The organism is Spiroplasma taiwanense CT-1 (genome assembly GCF_000439435.1).
Lineage (GTDB): Bacteria > Bacillota_I > Bacilli_A > Mycoplasmatales > Mycoplasmataceae > Spiroplasma_A > Spiroplasma_A taiwanense.
This window is the reverse complement of sequence record NC_021846.1, coordinates 206451-233149: the sequence shown is the minus strand read 5'-3', so window position 1 is coordinate 233149 and position 26699 is coordinate 206451. Positions and strand designations below refer to the sequence as shown.

The following is a 26699-nucleotide window of genomic DNA, read 5'->3' as shown; positions in this document are numbered from 1 at the left end:
TTATATTCTCACATTCTATTGATATAATTTATGCTTTTTACATTAAAAATATTATAAATTACTGAATTTATTTAAGAACTAAAACTAAAGATTTAACTATTAAATTTGTTAACAAAATTTTTTAAACTCTTTGCATTTGCCTCTACTTATTTTTTTAACAAATTTTAACATAATTATCTCCTATACATTTATTTTCTTATTTTTATTTTCACCAGTTTTTAGTTGACTATTTTTTATCAATAATTGTTTTTCTAAATATTCAAGTTTCATTTTTTTAAATAAAAGTGAAGTATATTTACTGTTTATCAAATATAAAATTCCTGGAAGAAAAATTGCTCCTCCAATTCAATTACCAATTAAAGTAGGAATTGTACTTAAAAATATAAATAAAATAAAATGAATAAATTCAGGTGAAATGTTATTTTCTCCAAATTGCATATCTGGCCTAAAAATTATTTCAACAAGCATCATTCACAAAAAGAAAGTATTAGCGGGCCCATGTTGAAAACCACCAATTGCAAAATATGCAATTGGAAAAATTAAGAATAAAAATACTGCAACAGGATTTTTTGTAGAATTTGTTAATGGTAACGTTGCACAAACCATGATATTACATAAAATTCCACTACAAATTCCAATCCCAATTGTTAAGATAACACTTACAGCAGTAATTGATTTTTTTGTAGAAATCTCATCAGTTACTAAATAAAGTTTATGCATTGCCATATCGTATACTTTATTTGCAAGTGAACCCTTATCAATATTTTGTAAACCTCCAGCTCCTGCAAAAATTAATACAAAAACTAATGTTCCTAAAATATTTCCCAATAATACTCCAAAAATACCTTTAAAATAGGCATTACTACTTGCACATTTCTTTAATACAGGTATCGTACTAAAAACATGACTAGTAAATAATCCTCCTCCTAAAAAAGTTATCAAAATAATACAACCCGGAAAAATAAAACCCAGTAATACTATTCCAAATGTATTTCAAGATTCAGGTAATGAAACCATTGCTGTAATACAAGCAATATACCCAAACCCAATAATTACACCACTCATAATTCCTAATAAAATTTGTTTGAAAAAAGTATATTCTAATTTCTGTACTGCTGATTTAAACCCACCTAATGTTCCATTCACCATAAATGAATGCTCAGCCTCTATTAAACTATAATCAAATTCTTTTAATTTTTTAATTTCTTCTTCAATTTTTTTTATTTTGTTATTATTCATTGATAAAACTCCTGTTCAATTCACTAATTATAAATTTTTTGTTTTATTTTTTCCCTAATTATTTCTAGGAATTCATCTAAACTAACATTAATTTGCTCATCTGAACCATATTTCCTATATGTAACTGATTTTGTTTCTTCTTCATTATCTCCAATTACTAATTGGAAAGGAATTTTTTTAATTTGTGCTTCCCTTATTCTATAACTTAGTCTTTCATCTCTATTATCAATATGTGATCTAATAAAATATTTTTTAAATTCTTCTCTTATTTCATTAGAATATTTCGAGTTTTTAAATATATTTACAGGTATAATTTCTATTTGAACAGGTGTACATCATAATGGCAAAATACCTAATGTTTGCTCCAATAAAATAGCTATAAATCTTTCATAAGTACTTGCAAGACCTCTATGTATCATAATCGGTCTTGCTTCATTACCATTTTTATCAATATAAGAAATATCAAATTTTTGAGGTAAAAGAAAATCTAATTGAATTGTTGAAATTGTAATTTCATGCCCCAATGCTGTAATTGCTTGAATATCTAATTTTGGGCCATAAAATGCTGCTTCACCAATCATTTTTTTATACTCGATATTAAATTCTTTTAAAACATTTTCCAATTCTGTTTCTGCATTATTTCACATTTTTTCATCATTAAAGTACTTTGTCTTATCTTTTGGATCTCTTAAAGAAAGAGACAGATAACTTACTTTAATATCAAATGTCTTTAAAACTTCACTAATTAAATTAAAACATCTTATAAATTCTTCTTTAATTTGATCTGGTCTTACAAAAATATGAGCATCAGTTAATTCCATTGATCTAACTCTCTCAATTCCTGTTAAACTCCCTGATGATTCATATCTATGTTGAGTAGCATGCTCCGCAAATCTCAATGGTAAATCTCTGTAACTTCTTTGTTTATATTTATAAACTGAAATGTGATGAGGACAACTCATTGGTTTTAAAACCATTTCCTCTTTTGGTAAAACCATTGGTGCAAACATTTCATCTCTGTAGTGATCCCAATGCCCTGACATTTTATACAGTTCTGTTGTTCCAATTACAGGAGTTTCAATTTGAATAAAATCATATTCAAATTCTTTTTCCATTAAATATTTTTTTATTTCTTGTTTAAGAATAGCCCCATTTGGTAATCAAATAGGTAAACCTTGACCTATTAACGGATCCAAATGATAAATTTCTAAATTTTTTGCAATGGTTTTATGATCTCTATTTTTAATATCTTCTAATACTTCTTTCTTTTTCTCAAAAGATTCTTCACTAGAAGCTGCAATACCGTGAACCCTATAAACCATTTTCTCATTTGAATCATTATTGTAATATACACCAGTTAATTCTGATAATTCAATTTTAAATAATTTTTTTGTATTACTTAATATTGCAAATCTTGGTAAAAATTCAACACCTGCCAAAGAACTTGTTGCAAATTTAATATATCTTGTTTTATTTTCAATTAATAAGTCTTCAATATATTTTGGATTCACATTCATACTTTGCATTTGTTTACGATATTGTTCCTCAGAACCACTAATGTATAAAATATCCAGACCCATTGCAATTATTTCATTTGCTTTTTGTTCTACTAATTTTAAATCATCTAATTTTAATTTTTTTTCTATATCAAAATAAGCAAAAAATTCTGTTGTAGATAAATCATCCATTTTTGGAACTGCATTTCCATCTGGAAATACTGTTTTCAAAGCTAAACTTGTAATTACTTTAGCTGTATAATTTATTACTGAATTATACAATTCATGTCTATCTGTAATAATTTCTAATTTACAATCTCTGTCAATTATTGCACCTACTGGGACAATTTCTTTTCCATTAATAACAGCTCCTACACATTTTTTTCCTAAAGAAACTGCTATACCATCTGCAATTTGTTTTATTGTTTTCGGCTCATCATATTTTATTACTTGTCCATCTAGTAATGTAATTTTCATTTCCCTTTTTTCCCCTTTATTAGAAAATAGTTCTAATATATTTAAATATTATTAATTAATATATATTTATTTAAAAATATGTATATTAAGACTTCATACAAAAAATATTATACTTCATTTAAAATAAAAAAATACTTTTTTTTATTTTCTATTTATAAATTTTCAAAATTGAAAAAAATTTCATAGTTTTTTAAAAAAGAAAAAAAACTATTAAAAATAGTTTTAATAATTAAGAAATAGTAATTTCTTTAATATTTTCATTTCTTACAAATAAGATTCTCTCTCCAACTTTTGCTCCTCAAGATTTAGCAATTTCCATAATTGCAGAATCATCATTCATAAATAATTCAAGATCACTAACTTTATTCATAAAAATTGAATGTCAAGTTCCAAAAGCAGTTCATAAATTTGGTTTATCACAAACACCAAGAATTGTTACATTTGGTCTAAATTTTGAAATTGTTTTCAATAATTCACCAGTTCTTGAAGCAACAACGGCAAACTCATATTTACCATCAATTGTTGTATTTGCCAACTGATTTGCAATTTCTGCTCTTTTTCCACTTGTAGTTTTTCTTGCATTCTCTAATTGTTTTTCATAATAAAGTTTTGCATAAAATTCTACTTCTGCTCTTTTATTAATAGCTGACATTGTTTCAACAGTTATAAAAGGAAAATCTCCATTTGCAGATTCACCACTTAACATAGTAGCATCAGCCCCTAATTCTGTTGCATAATAAACATCTGTTACTTCTGCTCTTGTTGGTTGAGGATTATCTGTCATTGATTCAAGCATTTGTGTTGCAACAATTACAATTTTACCTTTTTCTCTACATTTTCTTATCATTTGTTTTTCTCAATAAGGAACATCATAATAAGGAATTTCCAGTCCCAAATCCCCACGAGCAACCATAATTCCATCAGCTTCATCAATTATTGAATCAATGTTGTCACATCCAACTTGTGATTCAATTTTTGCAATAATTTGAATATGTTCTGCCTTTTTTTCTTTTAAAATTTTTCTTATTTCTTTAACATTATCTGCTGAATTAACAAAACTTGCTGCAATGTAATCAATGCCATTTTCAATTCCAAAGTAAATATCATTATAATCTTTTTCTGCTAAAAAAGGTAATGTAAATTCCACTCCTGGTAAATTAACTCTCTTATTATTTTTAACTAAATGTGTATTGAAAGCTTTACAAATAACTTTAAATTTCTCAACTTTTATAACATGCATTGTTAATTTTCCATCATCAACTAAAACAATATCTCCTGCTTTAACATCTTGTGACATATCATAAGACATTTGTAATTCCGTTCCTGAACATTCTTTTGAACCAAAATCATCTGGATTTGTATAAACAATAACCTCAGTTTCTGCTTTTATTTCTTGTTTACCATTAATCATTTTTCCAACTCTAATTTCAGGTCCTTTTGTGTCTAAAAGAATTGAAATTGGTTTATTAATTTCTTCTCTTAAATTTTTAACTCATTCAAATCTTTCTCCATGCTCTTGAAAATCTGCATGTGAAAAATTCAAACGAATTGTTGTCATTCCCTTATTAAAAAGTTCATGTATTGCTTCTTTGGAATGAACACTTGGTCCTATTGTTGTAATAACTTTTGTTCTTTTCATCTTATCTTGTAAGTTAAATTTTTTCATAAAATATTCTCCTCTTGAATAACAAAAAAATTATATCATTATTAAATAAGTTTAGTTATTTAATAATAAAAAATCCAAAAGATGGATTTATACTGTATATACTTTTATATCTTCAGACCTAACAATTAATATTTCTTCACCTTTTTTTGCTCCTCAGGATCTTGCAATTTCACTTGCTAGTTCAGGATTTGCAATAATTTCATCAATACTTTTAACTTTATTCATAAAAATTGAATGTCAAACTCCAAATTTTGTTCATAAACTTTCATCTTCACAAACACCAAGAATTGTTACATTTGGTCTAAATTTTGAAATTGTTTTCAATAATTCACCAGTTCTTGACAGAACTACTGCAAATTCATATTTACCATTTCTTGTTATATTTGCCAACTCATCTGCAATTTCTGCTCTCTTTCCTGAACTTGAACTCTTTGCAATTTCTAAAGCTCTATCATAGTAAATTTTTCCATAAAAACCTAATTCTGCTCTTTTATTAATTGTTGCCATAGTTTCAGTAGTAATAAAAGGGTAAATTCCTACAGCAGATTCACCACTTAACATAGTAGCATCAGTTCCTAATTCTGTTGCATAATAAACATCAGTTACTTCTGCTCTTGTTGGTTGAGGATTATCAGTCATTGATTCAAGCATTTGTGTTGCAACAACAACAATTTTACCTGCTTTTCTACATTTTCTTATCATTTGTTTTTCTCAGTAAGGAACTTCATAGTAAGGAATTTCAAGACCTAAATCCCCACGAGCAACCATAATTCCATCACTTGCTTCAATAATTGAATCAATATTAAAAATACCAATTTTTGATTCAATTTTTGATATTATTTGAACATTTTCATTTTTTGCATCTTTTAAAATTTTTCTTATTTCATTAACATTATCTGCTGAATTAACAAAACTTGCTGCAATGTAATCAACTCCAATTTTTGCTCCAAATTTTATATCCTCAATATCTTTTTGACTTAAAAATGGTAATGAAAAATCAACTCCTGGCAAATTAACTCTTTTATTTGTTTTTACTACATGTGAATTAAATGCTTTACAAAAAATAATACCAGGATCAACGTTTATTACATTTAATGTTAATTTCCCATCATCAACCAAAACAGTATCACCCGGTTTTAAATCCACACTCATATCATAAGAAACTGTCATCTCAGTTAGTTTACATTCTTTTGTTTTATATTCAGATTCATTTGAATAAATTCTTACTTCAGTTCCTGCTTTTATTTCTTGTGCACCATCAATCATTTTCCCTATTCTTATTTCTGGTCCTTTTGTATCAAGCATAATTGAAATTGGTTTTTCTAATTCTTCACGTAATTCCATACATGATTTAATTTTTTCTTCATGTTCAACTTGTGATCCATGAGAAAAATTTAATCTAACAACATTCATTCCTGCTTCATATAGTTTTCTCATATCCTCTTTTGAATGAGTACTTGGTCCAATTGTTGTAATTATTTTTGTTCTCTTTATTTTTTTATTTATTTTACTTGGTTCATAAAACTCTATTTCTAAATTATTCATTTTTTCCCCCTACAAACTAAACAGCTTTATTAATATTTCTAATGCTATCATATTCTTTACTTTTATCTGGTCTTGGCATATTTAAAATTGAATTAATATCTCTTGCAACAAGTTTATTTTCACTAATTCCAATATATAATCCACCTTTTCCAGAAACAAGTTGCTCAACAGCAAAAATGCCCGCAGTTACTGCTAAATATCTATCCATTCCTGTTGGGTTTCCCCCTCTTTGAATATGTCCAAGTACTGTTGCTCTTGTAACATATCCAGACTCTTTTTCAATTTTTTCTGCTAATTTATGAACATCTGCATAAATTTTCTCTGCAACAGCAACAATAACACTTCTTTTATTTTTTTGTGCTAAGTCTTTTACTTGCTTTATGATTTCTTCTTCTGTTAAAAAACTTTCTTTCGTTGAAATAACTTCAGCACCAGTTCCTGTAGCTGCATATAAAGTTAAATCTCCACAAGCATTTCCCATAATTTCAACAACACTACATCTATTATGAGATTGCATTGTATCTCTAATAGAATCAATTGATCTAATTACAGTATTTAGTGCTGTGTCAAAACCAACTGTATAATCTGAAGAAATAATATCATTATCAATTGTTCCTGGAATTCCTATACAATTTATTCCCATTTTTGTTAATTTTTCAGCACCTTGATAACTTCCGTCTCCTCCAATAACTACTAAAGCTTCAATTTCTAGCAATTTTAAATTTTTAACTGCTTTTTCTCTTATAGATTCTTCTTTAAATTCTGGTAATCTTGCTGATCCAATTACTGTTCCACCTCTTGAAATTATATCTGATGCAAAATTTATATCTACTTTTTCAATTAAATTGTTTACAAGTCCTTTATAACCATCTCTTATTATATATGGTTCGATTCCCTTTGAAATTGCAGACTTAATAACTGATGCAACTGATGCATTCATTCCTGGTGCATCACCACCTGAAGTTAAAACCCCTATTTTTTTAATCATACTTTTGCCTCCATACTTTATGATTATATAACTTTTTTATTATTGCATTATAAATAAAAGAAATTTACTACTTAAACTAAAAAATACTTATTATAAAAAAATAAAAGCATGATAATCTTGCTTTTATTATACTTTTAAAATTCTTTAATTTCTCTTATGTCTGAAACTTCAATTTCAATTTCCTTATCAAAATTAATTTCATTTCAATTTTTTACAAAAAATCTTGATGTAAATATAGTTGAATAATCATCTGCAAAAATTTCTATTGATGAAGAATCTATAAATATTTCAATAATTTGATTTTTTAATTTTCTTTTTGCATACCTTGGAGTTTCATAATTTCAATCTACTTTTTCTCCTTGATTTGTTCTATCAAAACAAATTTCTTCTTCTGTAAAAGTTAAACTAATTTCTTCTTTTTCTTCATTAACAATTTTCATTTTTGAATTTGAATCTAAATTAAATTTTAAATGTTTAGAAAATTTTGCTTGAACTTTATTTGTTTTTAGTTTTTGAGTATTGTAAATTACATTATCACAAAATTCTTTTAAAGGCTTTTGAACAAGTACTTCATTATTTCAACTTAATTCTCTAGGAATTGTTAATATTGAATGTCAAGAATATCTATCGGTTGGATATTGTACATCCACTGCTCCCAATCATGCAATTAGTGCTAATTTATTGTTTACAACAAAAGTTTGAGGTGCATAAAAGTCATGACCAAAATCCATTGTTTTCATTTTATAATCTTCATTTATAGTTTTATTTTCAAAATCTAATTTTTCAATAGAAGTATAAACAACATTTCTTGAGTTATTTAATTCATATTTGTCTTTTTCATTAAATCAACCTTCACTAGAAATTATAAACAAATACTTATTTTCTAGTTTATCTAAGTTTGGACATTCTCACATATATCCATAAGTTTCATCCAATTTGGTTTTAATGTATCTATATAATTGAATTTTTCTGGTGTTATTAACTCATAAATTGCTAATCCACCTTGCATATCATCTTTTGTTTGAACACCAAAAATCATATATTGTTTACCATTGTAGTCTAAAATTTTTGGGTCTCTTGCATGTGGAGTAAAAATGTTTTTGTCATGTTTTACAGCAGTTCTTTTATTTTTAATTTTATAATCAATCAAATCTGCAACAATTTGATGTTCTTCAACAATATTTCCTTCTGCTTCAATATTTCCAGTATAGTATATTTTTACATCTCCATTAAAATTATATGCACTTCCTGAAAAAGCTCCTCATTTTTCATCTTCATGATCTGGTGTAATTGAAACTCCATGATTTTTGTAATTTATAAAATCTTTTGTTGTTAAATAATTTCAATGTTTGAAACCATGATAAGGTTGAATAGGACTTCATTGATAATGAATATGAAATTCATTATTCTTAAATAATAATCCATTTGGGTCATTTAATAATCCATTTGGTGGTGCAATATGATATTTTGGTCTAAAATATTTATCTTGCTCAACCAAATTTTGAGCATTTTTTATATCTTCTTCACTGTGTTCATTATGTTTTAATCATAAAATTTCTTTATTTAATTTCATTTTCCAAAACTCCTTTATTTTTAATCTTTTGTTTTTCTTAATTATTAATAATCTCAGCTACTTTTGTAAAATCTCTATTTAAAATTTCTTGGGTTGATTTTTTATATTTGCCAAAACTTGCAAATATCATTGTTAATAAAAAAGTTGTTCCAAATGTTACTACCATTGCAATTGCCATTCATAAGTAACAAGTTCCCGGTCAAGTAGTTAAATTAAAAGCAGTAGTATTTGCATTAGGTATCACTGATAAAAATATTAACAAAGACGCATTTCCCATTGTTGCAACAACACCCGATGCAGTTGTAATTACAATTCCCAGAGCTGTTCCTATACTTGCTGCAATTACTGGAAATACAAATCTTAATGAAACTCCAAATAAAGCTGGCTCAGTTGAACCACCAATAAATGCAATTAAATATGCAGGTATTGCATTTTTTTGCAATTCTTTATTTTTTCTATTTAAGATTGATAATGACAATACACTTGTTGCAACAGCAATATTTAATTGTGTAAACATTGGCATAATTGTTGTAGCCTGATAAATTGTAAATTGTTGAAGATTCATTACAACAAATACTTGAATTACTCCCGTTACAACCATTCATGGTAGCATAAGTCCAAATAATGGATTAAAAATATACTTGGCAATTTCATTTTTTGTTGCTCATAAAAAACCTAAATTTAATCCATAAGGTATCAACATTCCTATTGGAGCTAAAGCTAAAATTCCTACAAAAAATGAAATAATTGTTACTAATGGTACTCCAATTAATTGATGAATAACACCAATTTTAATTTTATTTATTAATCTTTCAAAATAAACTGCAAAAAAACAATTGCTACAATTGGAAGAATTTGTCCATCATATGAAATTTTTCAAGGATAACCACTTGCAATATCACTAAAGGATAGTGAATCTCCCTCAAATTCAGTTCAATGGAATAGCTCAGAATTTCCTGATAAAAAATTAAGTGAAGAGAGTAATTCTTTTGAACATAATACTATTCCAATAGCAAGTCCAATTGATTCACTTCCTCCCATCATTTTAAAAATAGATCAATGAATTATTATACTAAATCCAAGTACTAATTCTTTTTGTAAAACTTTAAACATTTTATAAACAACATTATCAGTATCAATCATAGCGATTACGTTAGTTATTGTTGATACTAAAGCCAATGTTATTAAAAATGGAATTATTGGTCCAATTATCAAACTGATTCCATCAAAAATAGTTTGCATAATTTTTTTCTTTTGATTTATTTTTACATCAAATAAATTAGCTACTTTTGATACATCAATTCCCAAAATTCCTAAAAACTCAATATTTATTTTTTCAATATTTTTATTTATTAACAAATGAACCATATTTTCATTTACTAATGCGTTTTGAATAAAATCAATTTCTTTAATTTTTTCTAAATTTATTTCGTCAATATTTAATACTTTAATTCTAATTCTTGTAGAACAATGATTGACATTTTCAATTTTTTTTAAATCACCTAAACATGATTTTAAAAGTAAAAGTTTTTCTTTATTTTCACTCTTTTGTTTAAAAATTTTCATTGTATTTACCCTCTCTACAAATAAATTAAACCATAAAATTGGTAAAAATTTCCAATTTTATTAAAAAAATATACTTTTTTTCCAATATTTTTCCAAAAAAAAAAAAAAAATGTTTTACCATTTTCAATCTTTTAGTTTAGTTACATCACAAACAGCAACATAGGGTAAATTTCTTAATCTTTCTTCATAATCAAGACCAAAGCCAATTAAAAATTCATTTTCAACTTTAAAACCATTTCAATCTGCTTTAAGTTCAATTTTTCTTCCCTCAGGTTTATCTAAAAGAGTAACTATTTTAATTTCCTTAGCTCCTTTAAAATATAAATATTTTTTAATATAATCTAGTGTTATTCCAGAATCAATTATATCTTCAACTATTAAAATATGTTTATCCTTAACAGAAATATTTAAGTCTAAATTAATTTTTGGTTCACCTGATGTTTTAGTTCCACCTAAGTAAGAAGAAACTACCATATATTCTGTTTGACATTCATATTTAAAATGCTTCAAAAAATTTGCCATAAAAGGGACACAACCTTTTAATAATCCTATTAAAAGAACTGTATTCTCTTTTAAATTATTTTTTTTATAGTACTCTGCAATCTCGTCAGTTAATTCACTAACTCTTTTATCAATTTGATCTTCTGAAAATAAAATTTTTTTCACTAAAGGATGATTCATATTTTCCTCCATTAAATTTTCTTTTAATTATATACTACTTAATTGTATTAAGAAATGTTTCTAAAATTAATTTTGCTGCAAATTGATCTTTATTTTCTTTTTGTTTTTGTCTACTTAAATTTGCAGAAATCATAATTGATTTTGCCATTTTTGTAGTTAATCTTTCATCAACTTTAATAATATCATTTAAAGAAAATACATTTTTTCTAACTGCAATGTCAATAAAATTTTCAACCATTTCTACACGATGTCCTATAGTACCATCCATATTTTTTGGATAACCAATAATTACTTTTTCAAAAGTTTCTTTTTTTAAAAAAGAATTCAATAAATTAACAGCCTGATTAAAATCATTTTCTAAAAACTTTATAGTTTCTTTGGAATTTGCAAAATAGCCTTCACTTACTGCAATACCTATAGTTTTACTTCCTAAATCTAATCCTACATATTTAGCCATGTCTGTTCTTTACCTTTCTAAAAATTGCATCAACAATTTTTATAGAACAATAATATCAAAAAATTATTAAATATATAGAAAATAAAACATCTGTTGAAAAATGTTTATGCATAGTAATTCTTGAAACGGCAGTTGAAATTATTAAAACCCAAATTAATTCTGAAGTACAATATTTTCAAATTTTTGTCTTCTTACTTTTTAAATAAAAAAAGTAAGAAAAACATAATAATGTTGCTGAACTAACAGTATGACCTGATGGAAAGCTTGTCCCTCTTTGTTTAGAGAAATTTATTTGAAATATATATTGAAAGTCATTTTGATAATCTATAACAGATTCTGGTCTATTTCTTCCAAAAATTATTTTTAGCAATTGAGTACTAAGCAAAGTTAAAATTAAAAAAGCTAATGCATAATAAGATGCTTTTGTCATATTAATTAATCAATATATATTTTTATAATATTTTTTATAAAAAACTATAATATTAATATAAATTATTGCAAAAATTGTTAACATAAAATAAATTATTGAACAAATTAATTCTATTTTTTCAATTTTTGTTGGATTATTTGAAATTAGTAAAAGATCACTACTAAAATATGTAACAAGTATTGTTACAAGAGCAAAAATTTGAAAAAACATATATCAAAATATTTTTCATTTTTTATTTGCAATATATTTAAATGAAATTACTAAAAATGTTAGAAAAAGCAAAAAGTAAGCTGGTAGAGTAACTACAATAAGCCCAAAAACATCAAAAATAATTGAAAATCAATTTTCATTCATTCAGGATGGAATAAGTTTAGAAATTTTTAAATCAAATATTCCAAAAGTTATAAGTGTTATGATAGCTATTACAATAATTATTGAAAGTAAAATTTTACTTTTAACTTTTTTTTCTAATTTTATTGACATAATTTTTCACCACAATTATTTTATAATAAAAAAATTCACATTAGTGAATTCTTTTTATTATTTTGTTAAATTATAAAAAGATTTTAAACCATCATAAATTGCTGCATCTCCAAGTTCATCTTCAATTTCTAATAATCTATTGTATTTTGCAATTCTATCTGATCTTGACATTGAACCAGTTTTAATTTGCCCAGTATTTAAAGCCACAGCTAAATCAGCAATTATTGAATCTTCAGTTTCACCTGAACGGTGTGAAGTAACAGCTGTTCAATTAGCTTTTTGAGCCATTTGAATAGTTTCAATTGTTTCTGTTAATGTACCAATTTGATTTAATTTAATTAAAACAGAGTTTGCGGCTTTCTTTTCAATTCCTTCTGCAGTAATTTTTGGATTTGTAACAAATAAATCATCTCCAACAATTTGTATTTTATGTCCCATTGTTTCAACTTGTTTTTGGAATCCTTCTCAATCTGATTCTGCTAAACCATCTTCAATTGAAATAATTGGATAATCATCAACTAATTTATTTAGGAATGAAATCATTTCATCAGTTGTTAATGCTCATTCTTTTCCAGTTAATTTTTCAATTTTTTTGAAGTGATATTTTCCATTAATATATAATTCTGAATTTGCACAATCCATTGCAATCATAATTCCATCTTTTCCAGTTTTATAACCTGCTTTTGCAATAGCTTCTACTAATAAATCTAATGCAACTTCAACTGGTGTTTTTGCTTTGAAAGCCTCAATTGTTTCTTTAGGATATGCTCAAGCAAAATTTGGTGCAAATCCTCCTTCATCTCCAACAGCTGTAATATCCTTTTTATCATGTAATAAAGATTTTAAAGCTTGAAAAGTTTCTGAAGCTCATCTTAAAGCTTCTTTAAAAGTTGGCGCACCAACTGGCATAATCATAAATTCTTGAAAATCTATTGCACTATCTGCATGTTCTCCACCATTTATTACATTTAACATTGGAACTGGTAATCTTCTTGCATTTGTTCCTCCAATATATCTGTATAATGGCATTTCTAATTCACTTGCTGCTGCTTTTGCAACTGCTAAAGAAACACCAAGTATTGCGTTTGCTCCCAAGTTTTTTTTAAAATCGTCACCATCTAATTTACACATTAATGAGTCAATCATTACTTGATCTGTTACTTCTAAACCAATAATTTCTGGAGCAATTTTTTCATTTACATTTGCAACAGCTTTTAAAACACCTTTACCATTAAAACGTTTTTTATCTCCATCTCTTAATTCTAAAGCTTCTCTTGATCCGGTTGAAGCACCTGAAGGAACTTTGGCAGTTCCAAATCCACCAAATTCAGTTGTTACATCAACTTGAACAGTTGGAAATCCACGTGAGTCTAAAACTTCACGAGCTAATATATTAACTATTTTTGACATTTAAATTTCTCCTTATATTCTAATAATAACTCTATTTTACATTTTTCTTATTATTTTTTTATCTAAAATATTAAATTTAGAAAGTATTTATCCACTAATGTGGATCATTTCTATGTTGTTTTCTCTCATTTTCACTTAATCATTTTTTACGCAATCTTATGTCTTCTGGTGTAACTTCAACAAGTTCATCTCATTCAATAAATTCTAAAGCTTCTTCTAAAGTGAATTTTTTTGGTGGAGTTAACTTAACAGAATCATCACTACCTGATGCTCTTGTATTTGTAAGTTTTTTACCTGTAGTTGGATTTACATTTAAATCATTATTTCTTGAATGAAGTCCAACTATCATTCCATCATACACTTCTACTTGAGGGCCAACAAATAATATTCCTCTTTCTTCTAAATTATTTAATGCATAAGGTAAAGTAACACCATTTGCCATTGAAACTAATGTTCCATTTTGTCTTCCCTCAATAGTTCCTTTATATGGTTCATAGCCAATACTTGATTTAACCATAACTCCTTCTCCACGAGTATCGTTTGTAAATTCTGATTTAAAACCAATTAATCCTCTAGTTGGAACTTGATAAGTAACCTTATCTCTAATTCCATCCGAATCCATATCTAACATTATTCCTTTTCTTAAATTTAATTTATTAATTACAGTACCAGAAAATTCAGATGGTACATCAATAATTACTTTTTCCATTGGTTCTAATTTATTTCCATTTTCATCAAGTTTAATAACTACTTCAGGTCTTGATATACCAAGTTCAAAACCTTCTCTTCTCATTGTTTCAATAAGAACAGATAAGTGTAATTCCCCCCTACCCAAAACTTTAAATCCATCAGCTGAAGAATCAGTTAAAGCTTCGACTCTCAATCCAACGTTTACTTCCAATTCTTTATCTAATCTTTCTTTAATATTTCTTGTTGTTACAAACTTTCCTACTCTACCCGCAAAAGGTGAAGTATTAACTAAAAAATTCATACTCATTGTTGGTTCTTCAATTACAATTGGGGGTAATGCAACAATTTTATCAATTTCACAAACTGTATCTCCAATAGTCAAATCAGAAATTCCAGAAATTACAACAATTTCTCCAGCTTGTACTTCTTTAACAGCTACTCTTTTTAAACCTTGATATATAAAAAGTCCTGAAACTTTACCTTTTACAATTGAACCATCATTTTTTGAAATTGCTACTTGTTGTCCCTCTTTTAAAATTCCTTTAAATAGTCTTCCAATTCCTAATCTTCCAATAAAAGAATCATATGCAAGTGATGAAATTTGTAATTGAATTGGTTCTTTTGCCAATTCAATTGGATAGTTTCCCACTTGTTTAATTATTGTTTCAAATAATGGTGTTAAATTTTCACTCTTTTCTTCAATTGAATATTGAACAATTCCATCTCTTGCAATACCAAAAAGTGTTGGAAACTCAATTTGTTCCTCATTAGCATCAAGTTCCATAAACAATTCAAGAACCTCATCAACAACTTCTAATGCTCTCTGGTCCTTTTTATCAATTTTATTAATTAATAAAATTGGTCTCAAACCTAACTCTAAAGCTTTTGATAAAACAAATCTTGTTTGTGGCATTGGACCTTCAGATGAATCTACTAAAAGAATTACTGTATCAACAGTTTTCATAATTCTTTCAACCTCACTTGAAAAATCAGCATGGCCAGGAGTATCTACAATATTTATTTTATAATCATTGTATTCAATCGCACAATTTTTTGAATAAATAGTAATTCCACGTTCTCTTTCTTGATCATTACTATCCATAATTTGTTCTTTTATTTCTTCATTTGCCCTAAAAACCCCTGCTTGCCCTAAAAAAGCATCTACTAATGTTGATTTACCTGCATCAACGTGGGCAATAACTGCAATGTTAATAATTTTTTTATTCATGTTGTTCTCCTAATTTAATAACAAAAAAATAATAATAAATATTATTTTTAAAATTAATATAATTTACATTTGATAACTTTAACTTTATTAATATTAAATTTTTAATTTCAAAATCAAACGTATTATTTAAGTTTATACTATAATTTTTGAAAATGAAATTCATTTTAATATGTAATAAAAAATTTCTTAATTTTTAAGTATTTTATAAAAAATTTCTTTGGATTGTTCTGAACTTAATGTTGTTTCTGATAATCTCATTTCCTCTTCTTCAATTAATGGTTTATTATTTTCGATAATAACATTTGTTTCTTTTTCTATTTGTAAAAGAATTTTTTCTCTAAATAATAAAGTAAAGTAAAATTTTGTAGAATAATATATTGAAAAATTGTATAAAATAACTTCATTATCAGTTTCAAATTCTTGGACTTCATCATTTGTTTCCTCTAGTAAATCTAATAAGTCACTTATCAAATCATTTAATCTATAATTTTCCTTAATTATAAAATTAAATTCATTTAACTCTTCAAGTCTTAAAATACTTTTTTGAATATCCTCTACAACTATTTTATATTTCACGGGAATAAGAGTTTCTTCTAATTCTTCTTTAAATATTCCTAATAAGAAATCAAAATATTTCTTAAAAGCATAATCATACAATTTCAAATTTTCTAATAATTCTTTATTTTTTTCAACAAAAAGATTATAGCTAATATTATAAATTTCTTCAAAATCAGTAAAAGCATCACACATTGCCATCATTCTTAAAAGACAACTAAGACTATCTCTATTTACTTCAGTTTTTGCTTGAATTTCATTTTTTTCAAAGGATTCTTCAATAAATTTTCTAAATTCATGAATATCTTTTTTTGAAAATCAATCTTGTTGAATTGATTGTAAATATTTGTTTTCATCTCCAAATAATGAATATAAAATAAATATTTCCTTACTTATCATTTCATAGGGCATAAAACTATAATTTTCATATTCTTTTAATTCCATTATTTTATCCTTTCACTAGAGAGTTTAAATACTCCAAGTAACTTATATTTACAGCTAAAATTGCTCATAGGTTAACTATCATATCATCTGCAAAATCTTCTGTTTTCGCTATTAATTCCTTAAAGTATTCAAAATTACTATCATGTTTATTAAGAATTTTTTGTTTTAATTCTTTAATCTCAATTCAAAGTGATTTATTCATTTTTTCTTCAAAAAAATTATCTAATTTTATTTTATTTTTTTCAAGAATTTTTAAATGAACTCTTAAAAATTCTTTATTTTTTTCAAAAATTGAATTATTTGATAAGAAAATTAAAGTTTTTATCAAATCTTTTTTTGGATTTTTTAGAAATTTTTTATTAACTCTTAGTCAATATTGACTTGAAAGTGAGTCTAGTGTAACTAATAACTGTCTAAATAAATTAAGTAATCCTTTACTCCTTCATTTAATTGCATTATTACTGACACAGAATCAGCACTTGAAATAATTGAAGTTGCTTGCAAATAGAAATAATTATATTTTCCCTTTAGAAAACGAAAAAATGATTCTCTATCAGATAAATAAATTTGTGAAAATAAAACTAAATTATCACTAAAATTTTTCACTGTTTCAATAATAACTTTCTGATCAGAAGAAAAATTATTAATAATTGAATTTGAAGAATTAATTAAATCCATTCATATTTTTTCTTGCATTTTCTAATTCCTTTTCTTAAATGATTTCATATTTCTCATAATATTGTTCAATAATAGTTTTAAATACATTAATTTTTTTCATTTCATTTGAAGAATTTGGATCTGAATTTACATCAGGATGAAATTTCTTTGCATATTTTCTATATATTTTTTTAAATTCATCTGGTTTTGCCATTTTTGTAATTTCAAAATATGCAAATGCTTCATTAACCTCATCATTAAATACCATTGTTTTTGTCTTTTCAAAGAAATCTTCAAAATCCTTTTCCTCTTCAAAAATATTTGAATATGTTGAAGATGTTGTCTTTCCATATTTATTTTGAAATAAAAACGTTTCAACCGTTAAATCTATAACTTGATCAAACATTCTAGATCAATGATAAGTAAAGTCATCTCCTAAATCAATAATTTCTTCCACAATTAAATGTTGTTTATATAAATCGATCTTTTTATTATCAATTATTAATAATATTTTCTCTAATATATTTTCAATTGAGTCTAAACCAGTTCTTTGCATTACTTCAAAAACTCTTAAAAGAGGTTTTTCATTTATATCTTTATTTGAAAAAGTGTGATTAAAAATTTTTCAAAACTTTAACGTTGTAAAATAAGTAAATTTTGAAATACTCATTAAAACTAATGAAGCTTCATATGATCCTATTTTTTGATTTACAAAATTATATATATTTTGAAAATAACTTGTCATTGGATAAGAATAAAATTTTTCTGTTATATCGATTTTTTTAAAATTTCAAGAATAGTCTTTAAATTCATTCGGAAATTTTTGTACTAATAGAATTTCCTTAATTTTTCTATTATAAAATTCAATTTTAATAATTAAATTATCAATATTTCAATAATTTAATCCTTTTATAGAACGTTCTCAATTAATATTACTTGAAACATTTTCAGAGTAATCAAAAATAGAAGATTTATTAGTAGTTTTTTTTGAAAATTTTTTAAAATCCTTCTTTCAACCCATAATTAATGCCTCCAATAAAATTATTATACTTTATATTGCATTTACTTTTAATAAATCACTCACCTTTTTGTAATTTGGCAAATATTTTTCCACATGCTTTCAAAAATCTTTTGAATGATTTTTATGAATAAGGTGACTTAACTCATGAATAATTACATATTCTAATGCATCTTTTTGAAAATGAATTAATTTTATGTTTAATATGATTTTAGATTTTTCAGGAAAACAAACTCCTCATTTTCCCTTTATTTCTTTAACTGATAAATTTTTAAAATCCAAATCCATTTTTTGTTTTCAAAAACTTACTAGCTCCTGAAAATAATTTAAAAATATAATTGAAAGTTTTTTATACATCTTTTTTAAAGTTTCTTCTGTAGAATCATATAATTTAAATTCCATTTTATTATTTAAATTTGGTTCCTTTTTAAATGAAGCAAAAAATTCTTGATTATTTATTTTTATAAAGCCATTTTCACTAATTTGAAAAAATCTATTTTTTTCTCTATATTCAATAATTTTTATTATTTTTGAAATATTCTTATATATTAATTGTTCAATTTCTCAATCATTTGCTATAGTTGGTGCAGAAACAATAATACTTTCATCAATAATTTTTAAACGAATATACTTTTGATTTTTAAGTACTAAAAAATATTCTATTTCTTTTCCTTTATAACTTAGTTTCTTTTTTATTTTTAAATTTTTTTGCATTTTTTCTATTTGCTCTCTCTTCCAATTCATTTAATCTTTTTTGCACTCTTTGTTCTCTTGCTTCTATAGTTAACTCATTTTTTAGTCTTTTGATTTCACTATTTAAATCTTTTGCTTCATAGTCACCAAAATTTATTTTTCCCTCTAAAACCTGATTCATAAGAGAATTATTTTTCCTATTAACAGTAAATCTATAATAATCTAATTTCAGTTTTCTTAACATATCAGATTCAAATATTAAAAAAATTCCAAATATAAAAAGTACAACATAAATAGATTGTAGAGCGATCATTCAACCACTAAAAGGGTTAAAAGTTAGATTTAATGAACTTCAATAAAAATCTATTACATTATTATTCTCAATAGATTCACCACTTCCAACTTCAGCTTCATGTTTATAAAAAGGAATTGTTAGCCAAATTGCATATATGATTGCTATAAATAACAGAGATCAAAAAATAAAATTAAATGAAAGATATGCTTTTTTTCTTCAAGAAGATTTTTTAAAAAAGGGAATTACTACAAAAAATAACATTATTAAAACATTGAACACTCAAAAAAATGGTGCTATTATTCAAATAACTAAATTATTTATACCAACATCATAAATTTCTCCGGGTTTATAAAAAATAAGTGAATTAATGTAATTAATTAAATTTCTAATTCCATCATCAAAAGCAATTATCAAAGCAAAAATTATTGGAGCAATAATTCAGAAAGCAATAATTATTATTCTAAAAATATAAACAATGCTTAAGGTAATCGCAGACCCAATTAAATCATTTTTTGGATTAATTTTTTTTGCTATTTTTTGTTTCTTTTCAATATTCATCTATAAATCCCCTAACTAAATTATTTTAACACTATATAAAAAAAGAATTTAAACTAATAAATTGTTTAAATTCTAAAAATTAATGTTTGTTATCTTTTCTATTTGACCTACGAGAAATATATTTATACTCAGGTCTTGAATCCTGTCTTGATAAACCAGTTGAATGAATACTTTCATAATCTTCAGATAAATTTGCTAATGGATCTTCTAAAAAAGGTTCTGTTTTACTATTAAAAGCTTCTTCATAATTTAAGTTCTTATCTTTAATATCTTCTTTTAAAACTTTTTTAGGCACTATTTTTGATTCTAGTTCCTGTTCATCACTTTTTAATAAAAGATTACTCATATCTAAACCATTTAGTGCTCCTGTTTGTTCAATTTCTTCAATTGCTTGATCATAAGGTTTATTTAACCCCGATCTCATATTTAGAATTTTATTTTTTAATTCAGTCGAATCTTTTACATCAACTAATGGATTTACATTCGCAAATTCTACTGATTCAACAATATTATTAGAAGACTGATTTAAAGAATTATTAATTGAAGTGTTTTGCCCCAAAAAATTAAAATTAATTGAAATTTGAATAATTTCAATTGCAAAATCTAATATTAGAAAAGCCAAAGTAGGAAAAAATCAAATAATTCTAGTAATATTTGAAAATGGTGACATATACATATCCATTGTTAGTAAAATAATTGTAAATGTAATAATAACTCCATTTATTGAGCCAAAAATTTTCATTGGTTTATTTTTAAAGGAGTTTGTTAAAATACCTGATATTAAATAAAAAAAACCAAAAGTCATTAATAACACAGTAAATATTGATGTTTTTATAAATACTGTAGAAATACTAATTGTCACTAAATCTTCGACTACTAAAATTGAAAAGAAAGGTAAAAAAACTATTAAAAAAATTGAAGTTACAAAAATTATCAAAAATCTCCATATTTTTATTTGTTTCACCTTAAAAACCTTCCTTCCATTTTAATTATTATAACTTAAAAAATAAACTCTTAGGTACCATATAATTTATTTATTATTTAAATAAGAAATAAATTATATTAAATATTTTCAATATTATGTTATAAAAATTTATTTAATAAAAAATGATAAAATCTAAAAAAATCTTACCATTTTTATATGTTCTATATTAGCTTCGAAAAAAGTTTCTCCAATTTCATTGAAATTTAATTTTTTGTAAAAATTTAGTGCATAAATTTGTGCATTTAAATATAATTCTTTTTGATTAATATTTTTTATAAAAAATTCAATCAAATATTTCATAAGATCAAACACTAAATTTTGATCTCTATTTTCTTTTAAAACAGCAATTCTTCCTAAATACCATTTTTCATCTTTTTTTTTCAATATTTTAGCACAACAAACTGGCTTCTTATTCAAAAAACCAACTATATGATAACTTACATTATCATACTTATCAAATTCTTCATTAATCGGACATTCTTGTTCTTTAACAAAAACTACATCTCTAATTTTTTTTGCTTCTAAAAAAAACATCATTATTTATTGAATAATCAAATATAAATTCCATATTAATCATCTAATTTAAGAACAGCTATAAAAGCTTCTTGTGGTACTTCTACAGAACCAATTGCTTTCATTCTTTTCTTTCCTTCCTTTTGTTTTTCTAATAGTTTTTTCTTACGTGAAATATCTCCACCATAACATTTTGCAAGAACATTTTTTCTCATTGCTTTAATTGTTTCTCTTGCAATAATTTTGCTTCCAATTGCAGCTTGAATTGGTACTTCAAAATTTTGCCTTGGGATTATTTCTTCTAATTTTTTTGTTAAAATTTTTCCCCTATGATATGCAAAATCCTTATGCACAATTGTTGAAAGTGCATCAATTATATCTCCGTTTAAAAGTATATCCATTTTAATAAGTTTTGATTGTTTATAATCTATTAAATCATAATCAAATGAAGCATATCCTTTTGAAATTGATTTTAATTTGTTAAAAAAATCAAAGACAATTTCATTCAAGGGCATTTCATATGTTAAAGTTCGTCTACTATCATCAATATATTCAATGTTTAAATAATTTCCCCTTTTATCTTGACATAATCCCATTAAATCTCCTAAATATTGATCTGGAGTCATAATTGTAACTTTGACATATGGTTCTTCAATAAATTTAATTTTTTGTGGGTCAGGCAATAAAGCGGGATTATCAATTTCAATTATTTGATCATCAGTTTGAGTTATCTTATAAATTACTGAGGGTGCAGTTGCAATTAAAGTAAGATCATATTCTCTTTCTAATCTTTCCTGAATTACATCCATATGAAGTAAACCCAAAAATCCGCATCTAAAACCAAATCCTAATGATTGTGAGCTTTCAGCTTCATAAACTAAACTCGCATCACTTAAACTTATTTTTTCAAGTGCTTCTTTTAAATCTTTATATTTTGCAGTATCAATTGGGTAAATTCCACAATAAACCATTGGATTTAATTTTTTATATCCTTGTAGTGGCTCAGATGCTTCATTTTCTTTTGATGTAATTGTATCTCCAACGTGAACATCTCTAACAGTTTTAATTGATGCTGCTAATCATCCAACTTCACCTGCTTCTAATTTAGTTTTTTTTACTTCAAAAGGACTTTTAACACCAAGTTCTGTTACTTCATAAACTGCATTTGATTGCATCATTCTAATTGATTGACCAACTTCAACTGTTCCTTCTACAATTCTAATTGAAACCATTACACCTCTATATTTATCATAATATGAATCAAAAATCAGTGCTTTTAGTGGTTTTGAGTCATCTGCTTCAAGTGGAAAAGGAACAAAATTAACAATTGCTTCTAAAACATCTTCTACATTTAATCCAGTTTTTGCACTAATCATTGGAGCATTAGTACAATCAATGCCAATAACTGATTCAATTTCTTCTTTTACTCTTTGATGATCTGCAGCTGGTAAATCTATTTTATTAATTACTGGTACAATTTCCAAATTATTATCCAGTGCTAAGTAAACATTTGCCATTGTTTGTGCTTCAATTCCTTGACTGGCATCAACAACTAGTAATGCTCCTTCACAAGCAGCTAAACTTCTTGAAACTTCATATGTAAAATCAACATGTCCTGGAGTATCAATTAAATGAAAAATGTATTCTTCATTATCTTTTGCCTTATATTTTAATTGAACTGAATTTAATTTTATAGTAATTCCACGTTCTCTTTCAATATCCATTGAATCTAAAATTTGCGCTTGCATTTCTCTTTTTTCAAGTGCACCAGTTAATTCTAAAATTCTATCTGCTAAAGTTGATTTACCATGATCAATATGAGCAATTATACTAAAGTTTCGTATCTTTGTTTTGTCCATAGTAATTTCTCCCTTAAATATTTATGTACTAGTTATTATTTTAAACATTTTTTTTCAATAAAATAAAGTAAATATAAGTCTATTTTAGATTTTCTTTATATTTTCTTCAAATTTCTTTTACATAGTTATGATCAAAACTATTTTTCTTTAATTCTATATCCTTTTTCAATAAATCCACATTTTCTCAAATTTTTTCAACAATTTCCCTAGAATAATTTCAAGAAATTCTATTTCTATTAAATTCTCTTAAGTCTAAGATTTTGTAACTATAATCATTAAAAACTTTAAAATCTAAATCATAATCTATATATTTTATTGTATTTTCTTCAACAATATATGGTGAAGCTAAATTACAATAATAATTTATCCCACGTTCTTTAAACATACATATTGTGTTATATCACTTGTCTTTGAAAAAAAATCAAATAGCAGGTTCATTTGTTTTTCATCTTCTTCCATTAAATTCTGTAATTAAAACTTCTTCATTTATTAAAATCAGACAATCTTCATTATTTTCAAAAACAATAACATTTTCCCAAGATCGATATAAATTACCATTATGTTTATATGCATGAACAAGAACTAAATCTCCTGGTTTTGTAGACATACAAATACCCCCTCAAATTCCTATTCTAAAAATTTAAATATGTACAATTATAAAATTAATCACTAAGTCGTATACAAATTAATTATATATCACAATAAAATAAAGTTTAACTAAAATAATTTTAAAATTATTTTAGTAGTTTTTTTAAAAATTCTAAAATATCAATATAAACTTGTTCTTTTGATAAGTCAAATAAAATTTCATGTCTTAATTTATCATATAATTTAATTTTCACATCTAATTTTTTATTTTTAAAAATTCTATAAGTTTTTTTTACTTTTTTTGAAAAATTACCAACAGGATCATCTTTTCCTGAAATAAGCAAAATTTTTAAATCTTTTCTAATTTTTTTTATATTTGCTTTTTTTTGAATAAATAATAAACCTGTGAAAAGGTCTTTAAAAGCAGAAGTTGTAAAAATAAATCAACATAAAGGATCATTTACAAAATTTTCAACATTGTTTTTATCAATTGATAATCACTCTACACCTGTTATACCCTCTTTTTTAAATTTATTATTAAATTTTTGATAACTTAATTTTCAAATAAATTTATCAATATTTTTACTACCGTAAAAGGATTGTCTTTTTGATGCTATTAATTTTGAGAATTTTAATAAAGTTTTTGAATATCATGAAGTACCACTTAAAATACATCCATCGATTGTATTTCCAAAATCAATGATATAGTTTCGTGCCATAAAACTTCCCATTGAATGGCCGAGCATTACTATTTTAGTATTAGTAAAATTAGATTTTATAAAATTATTAACTTCTTTTAAATCTTTAATTATAGTATTTCAACCATCATTATCGCTAAAATAACCTAATTCTTTATTTTCCAAGTTTGCTGTTTTTCCATGACCTCTATGATCACTTCCAATAACAATTCAACCTTGGTCATTCATAAAATTTGCAAAATTATTATATCTTAATGAATGTTCACAACTTCCATGTACAAGTTGTATTATACCTTTTACTTCTTCTACTTGATCTCAAATTCGTAATGATATTTCTTTTCCATCAAAGCTCTCAATAGTAGTTTCTTTCATAATGCTTCACCTTAAATTATTATATAATAAATAAAAAAATCTTTTAACTATGATACTTTAACTAAAATATTTTATTTTTATAAAAATAAAAAAATCAAAACACTTTGATTTTAATAAGCTCTTGCAAAATAAACCATTAGTGAAGATTTTTTACTACAATTAAAACAAATCGAATTAATCTGTTCAATATCACTCGGAATACATCTTGAATTTGTTGAAGTTTTATGTTTAATATCTGTTTCACACTCTATTTCGCCACAAAATGGTACAAGAACATAACCAGGATTTTTATCAATAATTGAAATATATTCTTCTAATGTATTTGCTTTAAAAGTAAGATTTTTTCTATGTTGAAGTGCTTTATTATAAAGATTTTTGTCATATTCAGAAATTTGTTTTTCTATATAATCATTTATTTTTTCAATTTCCACTTGTTCTTTTGTTCTTAAATCTCTTCTTGAAACTGTGGCAACACCATTTTTTAAATCTCTTGGTCCAATTTCAATTCTTATTGGAACACCTTTTATTTCTGCTTCAGAAATTTTAAAACCAAATGATTTATCTGTCTTATCTAATTCCACTCTATATTTTAACTCGAACATAGATTTTAATTTTTCACAAGTTTGTATAACTTCAACAAAATCATTTATTGCAATTAAAGAAATTTGAATTGGTGCAATTTTGCTTGGCAAAACTAATCCAAAATCATCAGAATGAGTCATAATTATAGCACCAATTAATCTTGTAGAAATTCCTCAACTTGTTGAATATGGATTTTCTTCTTCTTGATTTTTATTTTGAAATTTTATATTAAAAACTTTTGAAAAATTATCTTCAAAATAATGACTTGTTCCACATTGAAGTGCTTGTCCATCATACATAAGTGATTCAATAGTATAAGTTTCCTTTGCTCCTGCAAACTTTTCTTTTTCTGTTTTTTTACCAAAAATAACAGGTAAAAGTAAAATTTCATTTGCAATATATTTATATATTTCTAGAATATCTAAAGTCATTTTTTTTGCTTCTTCTCTTGATGCATGAAAAGTATGTCCTTCTTGTCATAAAAACTCACTACTTCTTAAAAAAGGTCTAGTTGTTTTTTCCCATCTCATAACATTTGCTCATTGATTATATTTAATAGGCAAATCTCTATAAGATTTTATTTCTCTAGATAAAAAATCAGCAATCAATACCTCACTTGTAGGACGTATATAAAGATTTTCTCCCAATTCCTTATCTCCAACTTTTGTAACCGTTGCTAATTCTGGTGCAAATCCTTCAATATGTTCTTTTTCAACTTTAAATAATTTTTCAGGAATTAATAAAGGGAAATAGACATTTTTAACTTCCTCTTTTTTAAACTCAATATCTGCAAATTTTTGTATTAATTCTCAAATTCCAAAACCATGCGGTTTAAAAATCATTGTTCCTTTTACAGGACCATATTCCATTAAACCAGCATTTTTTACAACATCAGTATATCATTGACTAAAATTTACATCCCTTGGTGTAATTTTTTCAATTTGATTTGCCAT

Annotated in this window: 26 protein-coding genes; all 26 read right to left on the bottom strand. The window is 24.9% G+C overall.

From position 1 onward, the window contains the following. Positions 1-180: 180 nt before the first annotated feature. The 26 genes from STAIW_RS01130 to proS all read right to left on the bottom strand — a co-directional run bounded on the left by STAIW_RS01130 (position 181) and on the right by proS (position 26699). Positions 181-1239, bottom strand: coding sequence for a formate/nitrite transporter family protein (locus STAIW_RS01130; protein WP_020834035.1), 1059 nt, complete (start codon positions 1237-1239; stop codon positions 181-183). Between the two features lie 23 nt (positions 1240-1262). After that, positions 1263-3212, bottom strand: coding sequence for a threonine--tRNA ligase (gene thrS / locus STAIW_RS01125; protein ID WP_020834034.1), 1950 nt, complete (start codon positions 3210-3212; stop codon positions 1263-1265). Positions 3213-3441: 229 nt separating this feature from the next. Then, on the bottom strand, positions 3442-4878 hold the full coding sequence (pyk, locus tag STAIW_RS01120; RefSeq protein WP_020834033.1) for a pyruvate kinase: 1437 nt from the start codon (positions 4876-4878) through the stop codon (positions 3442-3444). An 87-nt stretch (positions 4879-4965) separates the two neighbouring features. Beyond that, the gene (pyk, locus tag STAIW_RS01115) at positions 4966-6423 is read right to left on the bottom strand and encodes a pyruvate kinase (RefSeq protein WP_020834032.1); all 1458 of its coding nucleotides are present in this window, start codon (positions 6421-6423) and stop codon (positions 4966-4968) included. Between the two features lie 16 nt (positions 6424-6439). Continuing rightward, positions 6440-7411, bottom strand: coding sequence for a 6-phosphofructokinase (gene pfkA, locus STAIW_RS01110; RefSeq protein WP_020834031.1), 972 nt, complete (start codon positions 7409-7411; stop codon positions 6440-6442). A 134-nt stretch (positions 7412-7545) separates the two neighbouring features. After that, a complete protein-coding gene (locus tag STAIW_RS06650) occupies positions 7546-8325 on the bottom strand; it encodes a GH32 C-terminal domain-containing protein (RefSeq protein WP_041618780.1) in 780 nt (259 codons plus the stop codon). Further along, positions 8304-8984, bottom strand: coding sequence for a glycoside hydrolase family protein (locus STAIW_RS06140; RefSeq protein WP_041618778.1), 681 nt, complete (start codon positions 8982-8984; stop codon positions 8304-8306). Before STAIW_RS06140 ends, STAIW_RS06650 begins: the two co-directional genes overlap by 22 nt. 37 nt (positions 8985-9021) lie before the next feature. Continuing rightward, positions 9022-9864 (bottom strand): hypothetical protein, encoded by an 843-nt coding sequence (locus STAIW_RS06135; protein ID WP_169522255.1) that lies wholly within the window; start codon positions 9862-9864, stop codon positions 9022-9024. Continuing rightward, positions 9789-10550 carry a hypothetical protein gene (locus STAIW_RS06130; protein ID WP_041618774.1) on the bottom strand — a complete coding sequence of 254 codons (762 nt, stop codon included), beginning with the start codon at positions 10548-10550 and terminating at the stop codon, positions 9789-9791. Before STAIW_RS06130 ends, STAIW_RS06135 begins: the two co-directional genes overlap by 76 nt. Before the next feature lie 114 nt (positions 10551-10664). Then, positions 10665-11231, bottom strand: coding sequence for a hypoxanthine phosphoribosyltransferase (gene hpt, locus STAIW_RS01085; protein WP_020834030.1), 567 nt, complete (start codon positions 11229-11231; stop codon positions 10665-10667). Positions 11232-11265: 34 nt separating this feature from the next. After that, positions 11266-11688 (bottom strand): Holliday junction resolvase RuvX, encoded by a 423-nt coding sequence (gene ruvX / locus STAIW_RS01080; RefSeq protein WP_020834029.1) that lies wholly within the window; start codon positions 11686-11688, stop codon positions 11266-11268. Then, entirely contained in the window at positions 11681-12601 is a 921-nt protein-coding gene (locus tag STAIW_RS01075; protein WP_020834028.1) for a phosphatase PAP2 family protein, read from the bottom strand. Before STAIW_RS01075 ends, ruvX begins: the two co-directional genes overlap by 8 nt. A gap of 57 nt (positions 12602-12658) precedes the next feature. Next, entirely contained in the window at positions 12659-14011 is a 1353-nt protein-coding gene (eno, locus tag STAIW_RS01070) for a phosphopyruvate hydratase (RefSeq protein WP_020834027.1), read from the bottom strand. Between the two features lie 94 nt (positions 14012-14105). Continuing rightward, positions 14106-15929, bottom strand: coding sequence for a translational GTPase TypA (gene typA, locus STAIW_RS01065; RefSeq protein WP_020834026.1), 1824 nt, complete (start codon positions 15927-15929; stop codon positions 14106-14108). A gap of 186 nt (positions 15930-16115) precedes the next feature. Next, positions 16116-16928 (bottom strand): hypothetical protein, encoded by an 813-nt coding sequence (locus tag STAIW_RS01060; protein WP_020834025.1) that lies wholly within the window; start codon positions 16926-16928, stop codon positions 16116-16118. A 4-nt stretch (positions 16929-16932) separates the two neighbouring features. Beyond that, the gene (locus tag STAIW_RS01055) at positions 16933-17256 is read right to left on the bottom strand and encodes a hypothetical protein (RefSeq protein WP_020834024.1); all 324 of its coding nucleotides are present in this window, start codon (positions 17254-17256) and stop codon (positions 16933-16935) included. Between the two features lie 74 nt (positions 17257-17330). Beyond that, entirely contained in the window at positions 17331-17624 is a 294-nt protein-coding gene (locus STAIW_RS01050) for a hypothetical protein (RefSeq protein WP_020834023.1), read from the bottom strand. A gap of 16 nt (positions 17625-17640) precedes the next feature. Further along, complete coding sequence (locus STAIW_RS01045) at positions 17641-18606, bottom strand: DnaJ domain-containing protein (RefSeq protein ID WP_020834022.1); 966 nt, start codon at positions 18604-18606, stop codon at positions 17641-17643. 30 nt (positions 18607-18636) lie between these two features. Next, positions 18637-19317 carry a M48 family metallopeptidase gene (locus tag STAIW_RS01040; RefSeq protein WP_020834021.1) on the bottom strand — a complete coding sequence of 227 codons (681 nt, stop codon included), beginning with the start codon at positions 19315-19317 and terminating at the stop codon, positions 18637-18639. Then, positions 19277-20149 carry a hypothetical protein gene (locus STAIW_RS01035; protein WP_020834020.1) on the bottom strand — a complete coding sequence of 291 codons (873 nt, stop codon included), beginning with the start codon at positions 20147-20149 and terminating at the stop codon, positions 19277-19279. The genes STAIW_RS01040 and STAIW_RS01035 overlap by 41 nt, the downstream gene beginning before the upstream one ends. 79 nt (positions 20150-20228) lie before the next feature. Further along, positions 20229-21086 (bottom strand): hypothetical protein, encoded by an 858-nt coding sequence (locus STAIW_RS01030; RefSeq protein WP_041618770.1) that lies wholly within the window; start codon positions 21084-21086, stop codon positions 20229-20231. A 180-nt stretch (positions 21087-21266) separates the two neighbouring features. After that, on the bottom strand, positions 21267-21671 hold the full coding sequence (locus STAIW_RS01025; RefSeq protein ID WP_020834018.1) for a GNAT family N-acetyltransferase: 405 nt from the start codon (positions 21669-21671) through the stop codon (positions 21267-21269). 32 nt (positions 21672-21703) lie between these two features. Further along, positions 21704-23506, bottom strand: coding sequence for a translation elongation factor 4 (lepA, locus tag STAIW_RS01020; RefSeq protein WP_020834017.1), 1803 nt, complete (start codon positions 23504-23506; stop codon positions 21704-21706). A 79-nt stretch (positions 23507-23585) separates the two neighbouring features. Further along, entirely contained in the window at positions 23586-24113 is a 528-nt protein-coding gene (locus tag STAIW_RS01015; protein WP_020834016.1) for a DUF402 domain-containing protein, read from the bottom strand. A gap of 127 nt (positions 24114-24240) precedes the next feature. Beyond that, positions 24241-25164: an alpha/beta fold hydrolase gene (locus STAIW_RS01010; protein WP_020834015.1), complete on the bottom strand. Its 924-nt coding sequence runs from the start codon at positions 25162-25164 to the stop codon at positions 24241-24243. Between the two features lie 110 nt (positions 25165-25274). Next, a complete protein-coding gene (gene proS / locus STAIW_RS01005; RefSeq protein WP_020834014.1) occupies positions 25275-26699 on the bottom strand; it encodes a proline--tRNA ligase in 1425 nt (474 codons plus the stop codon).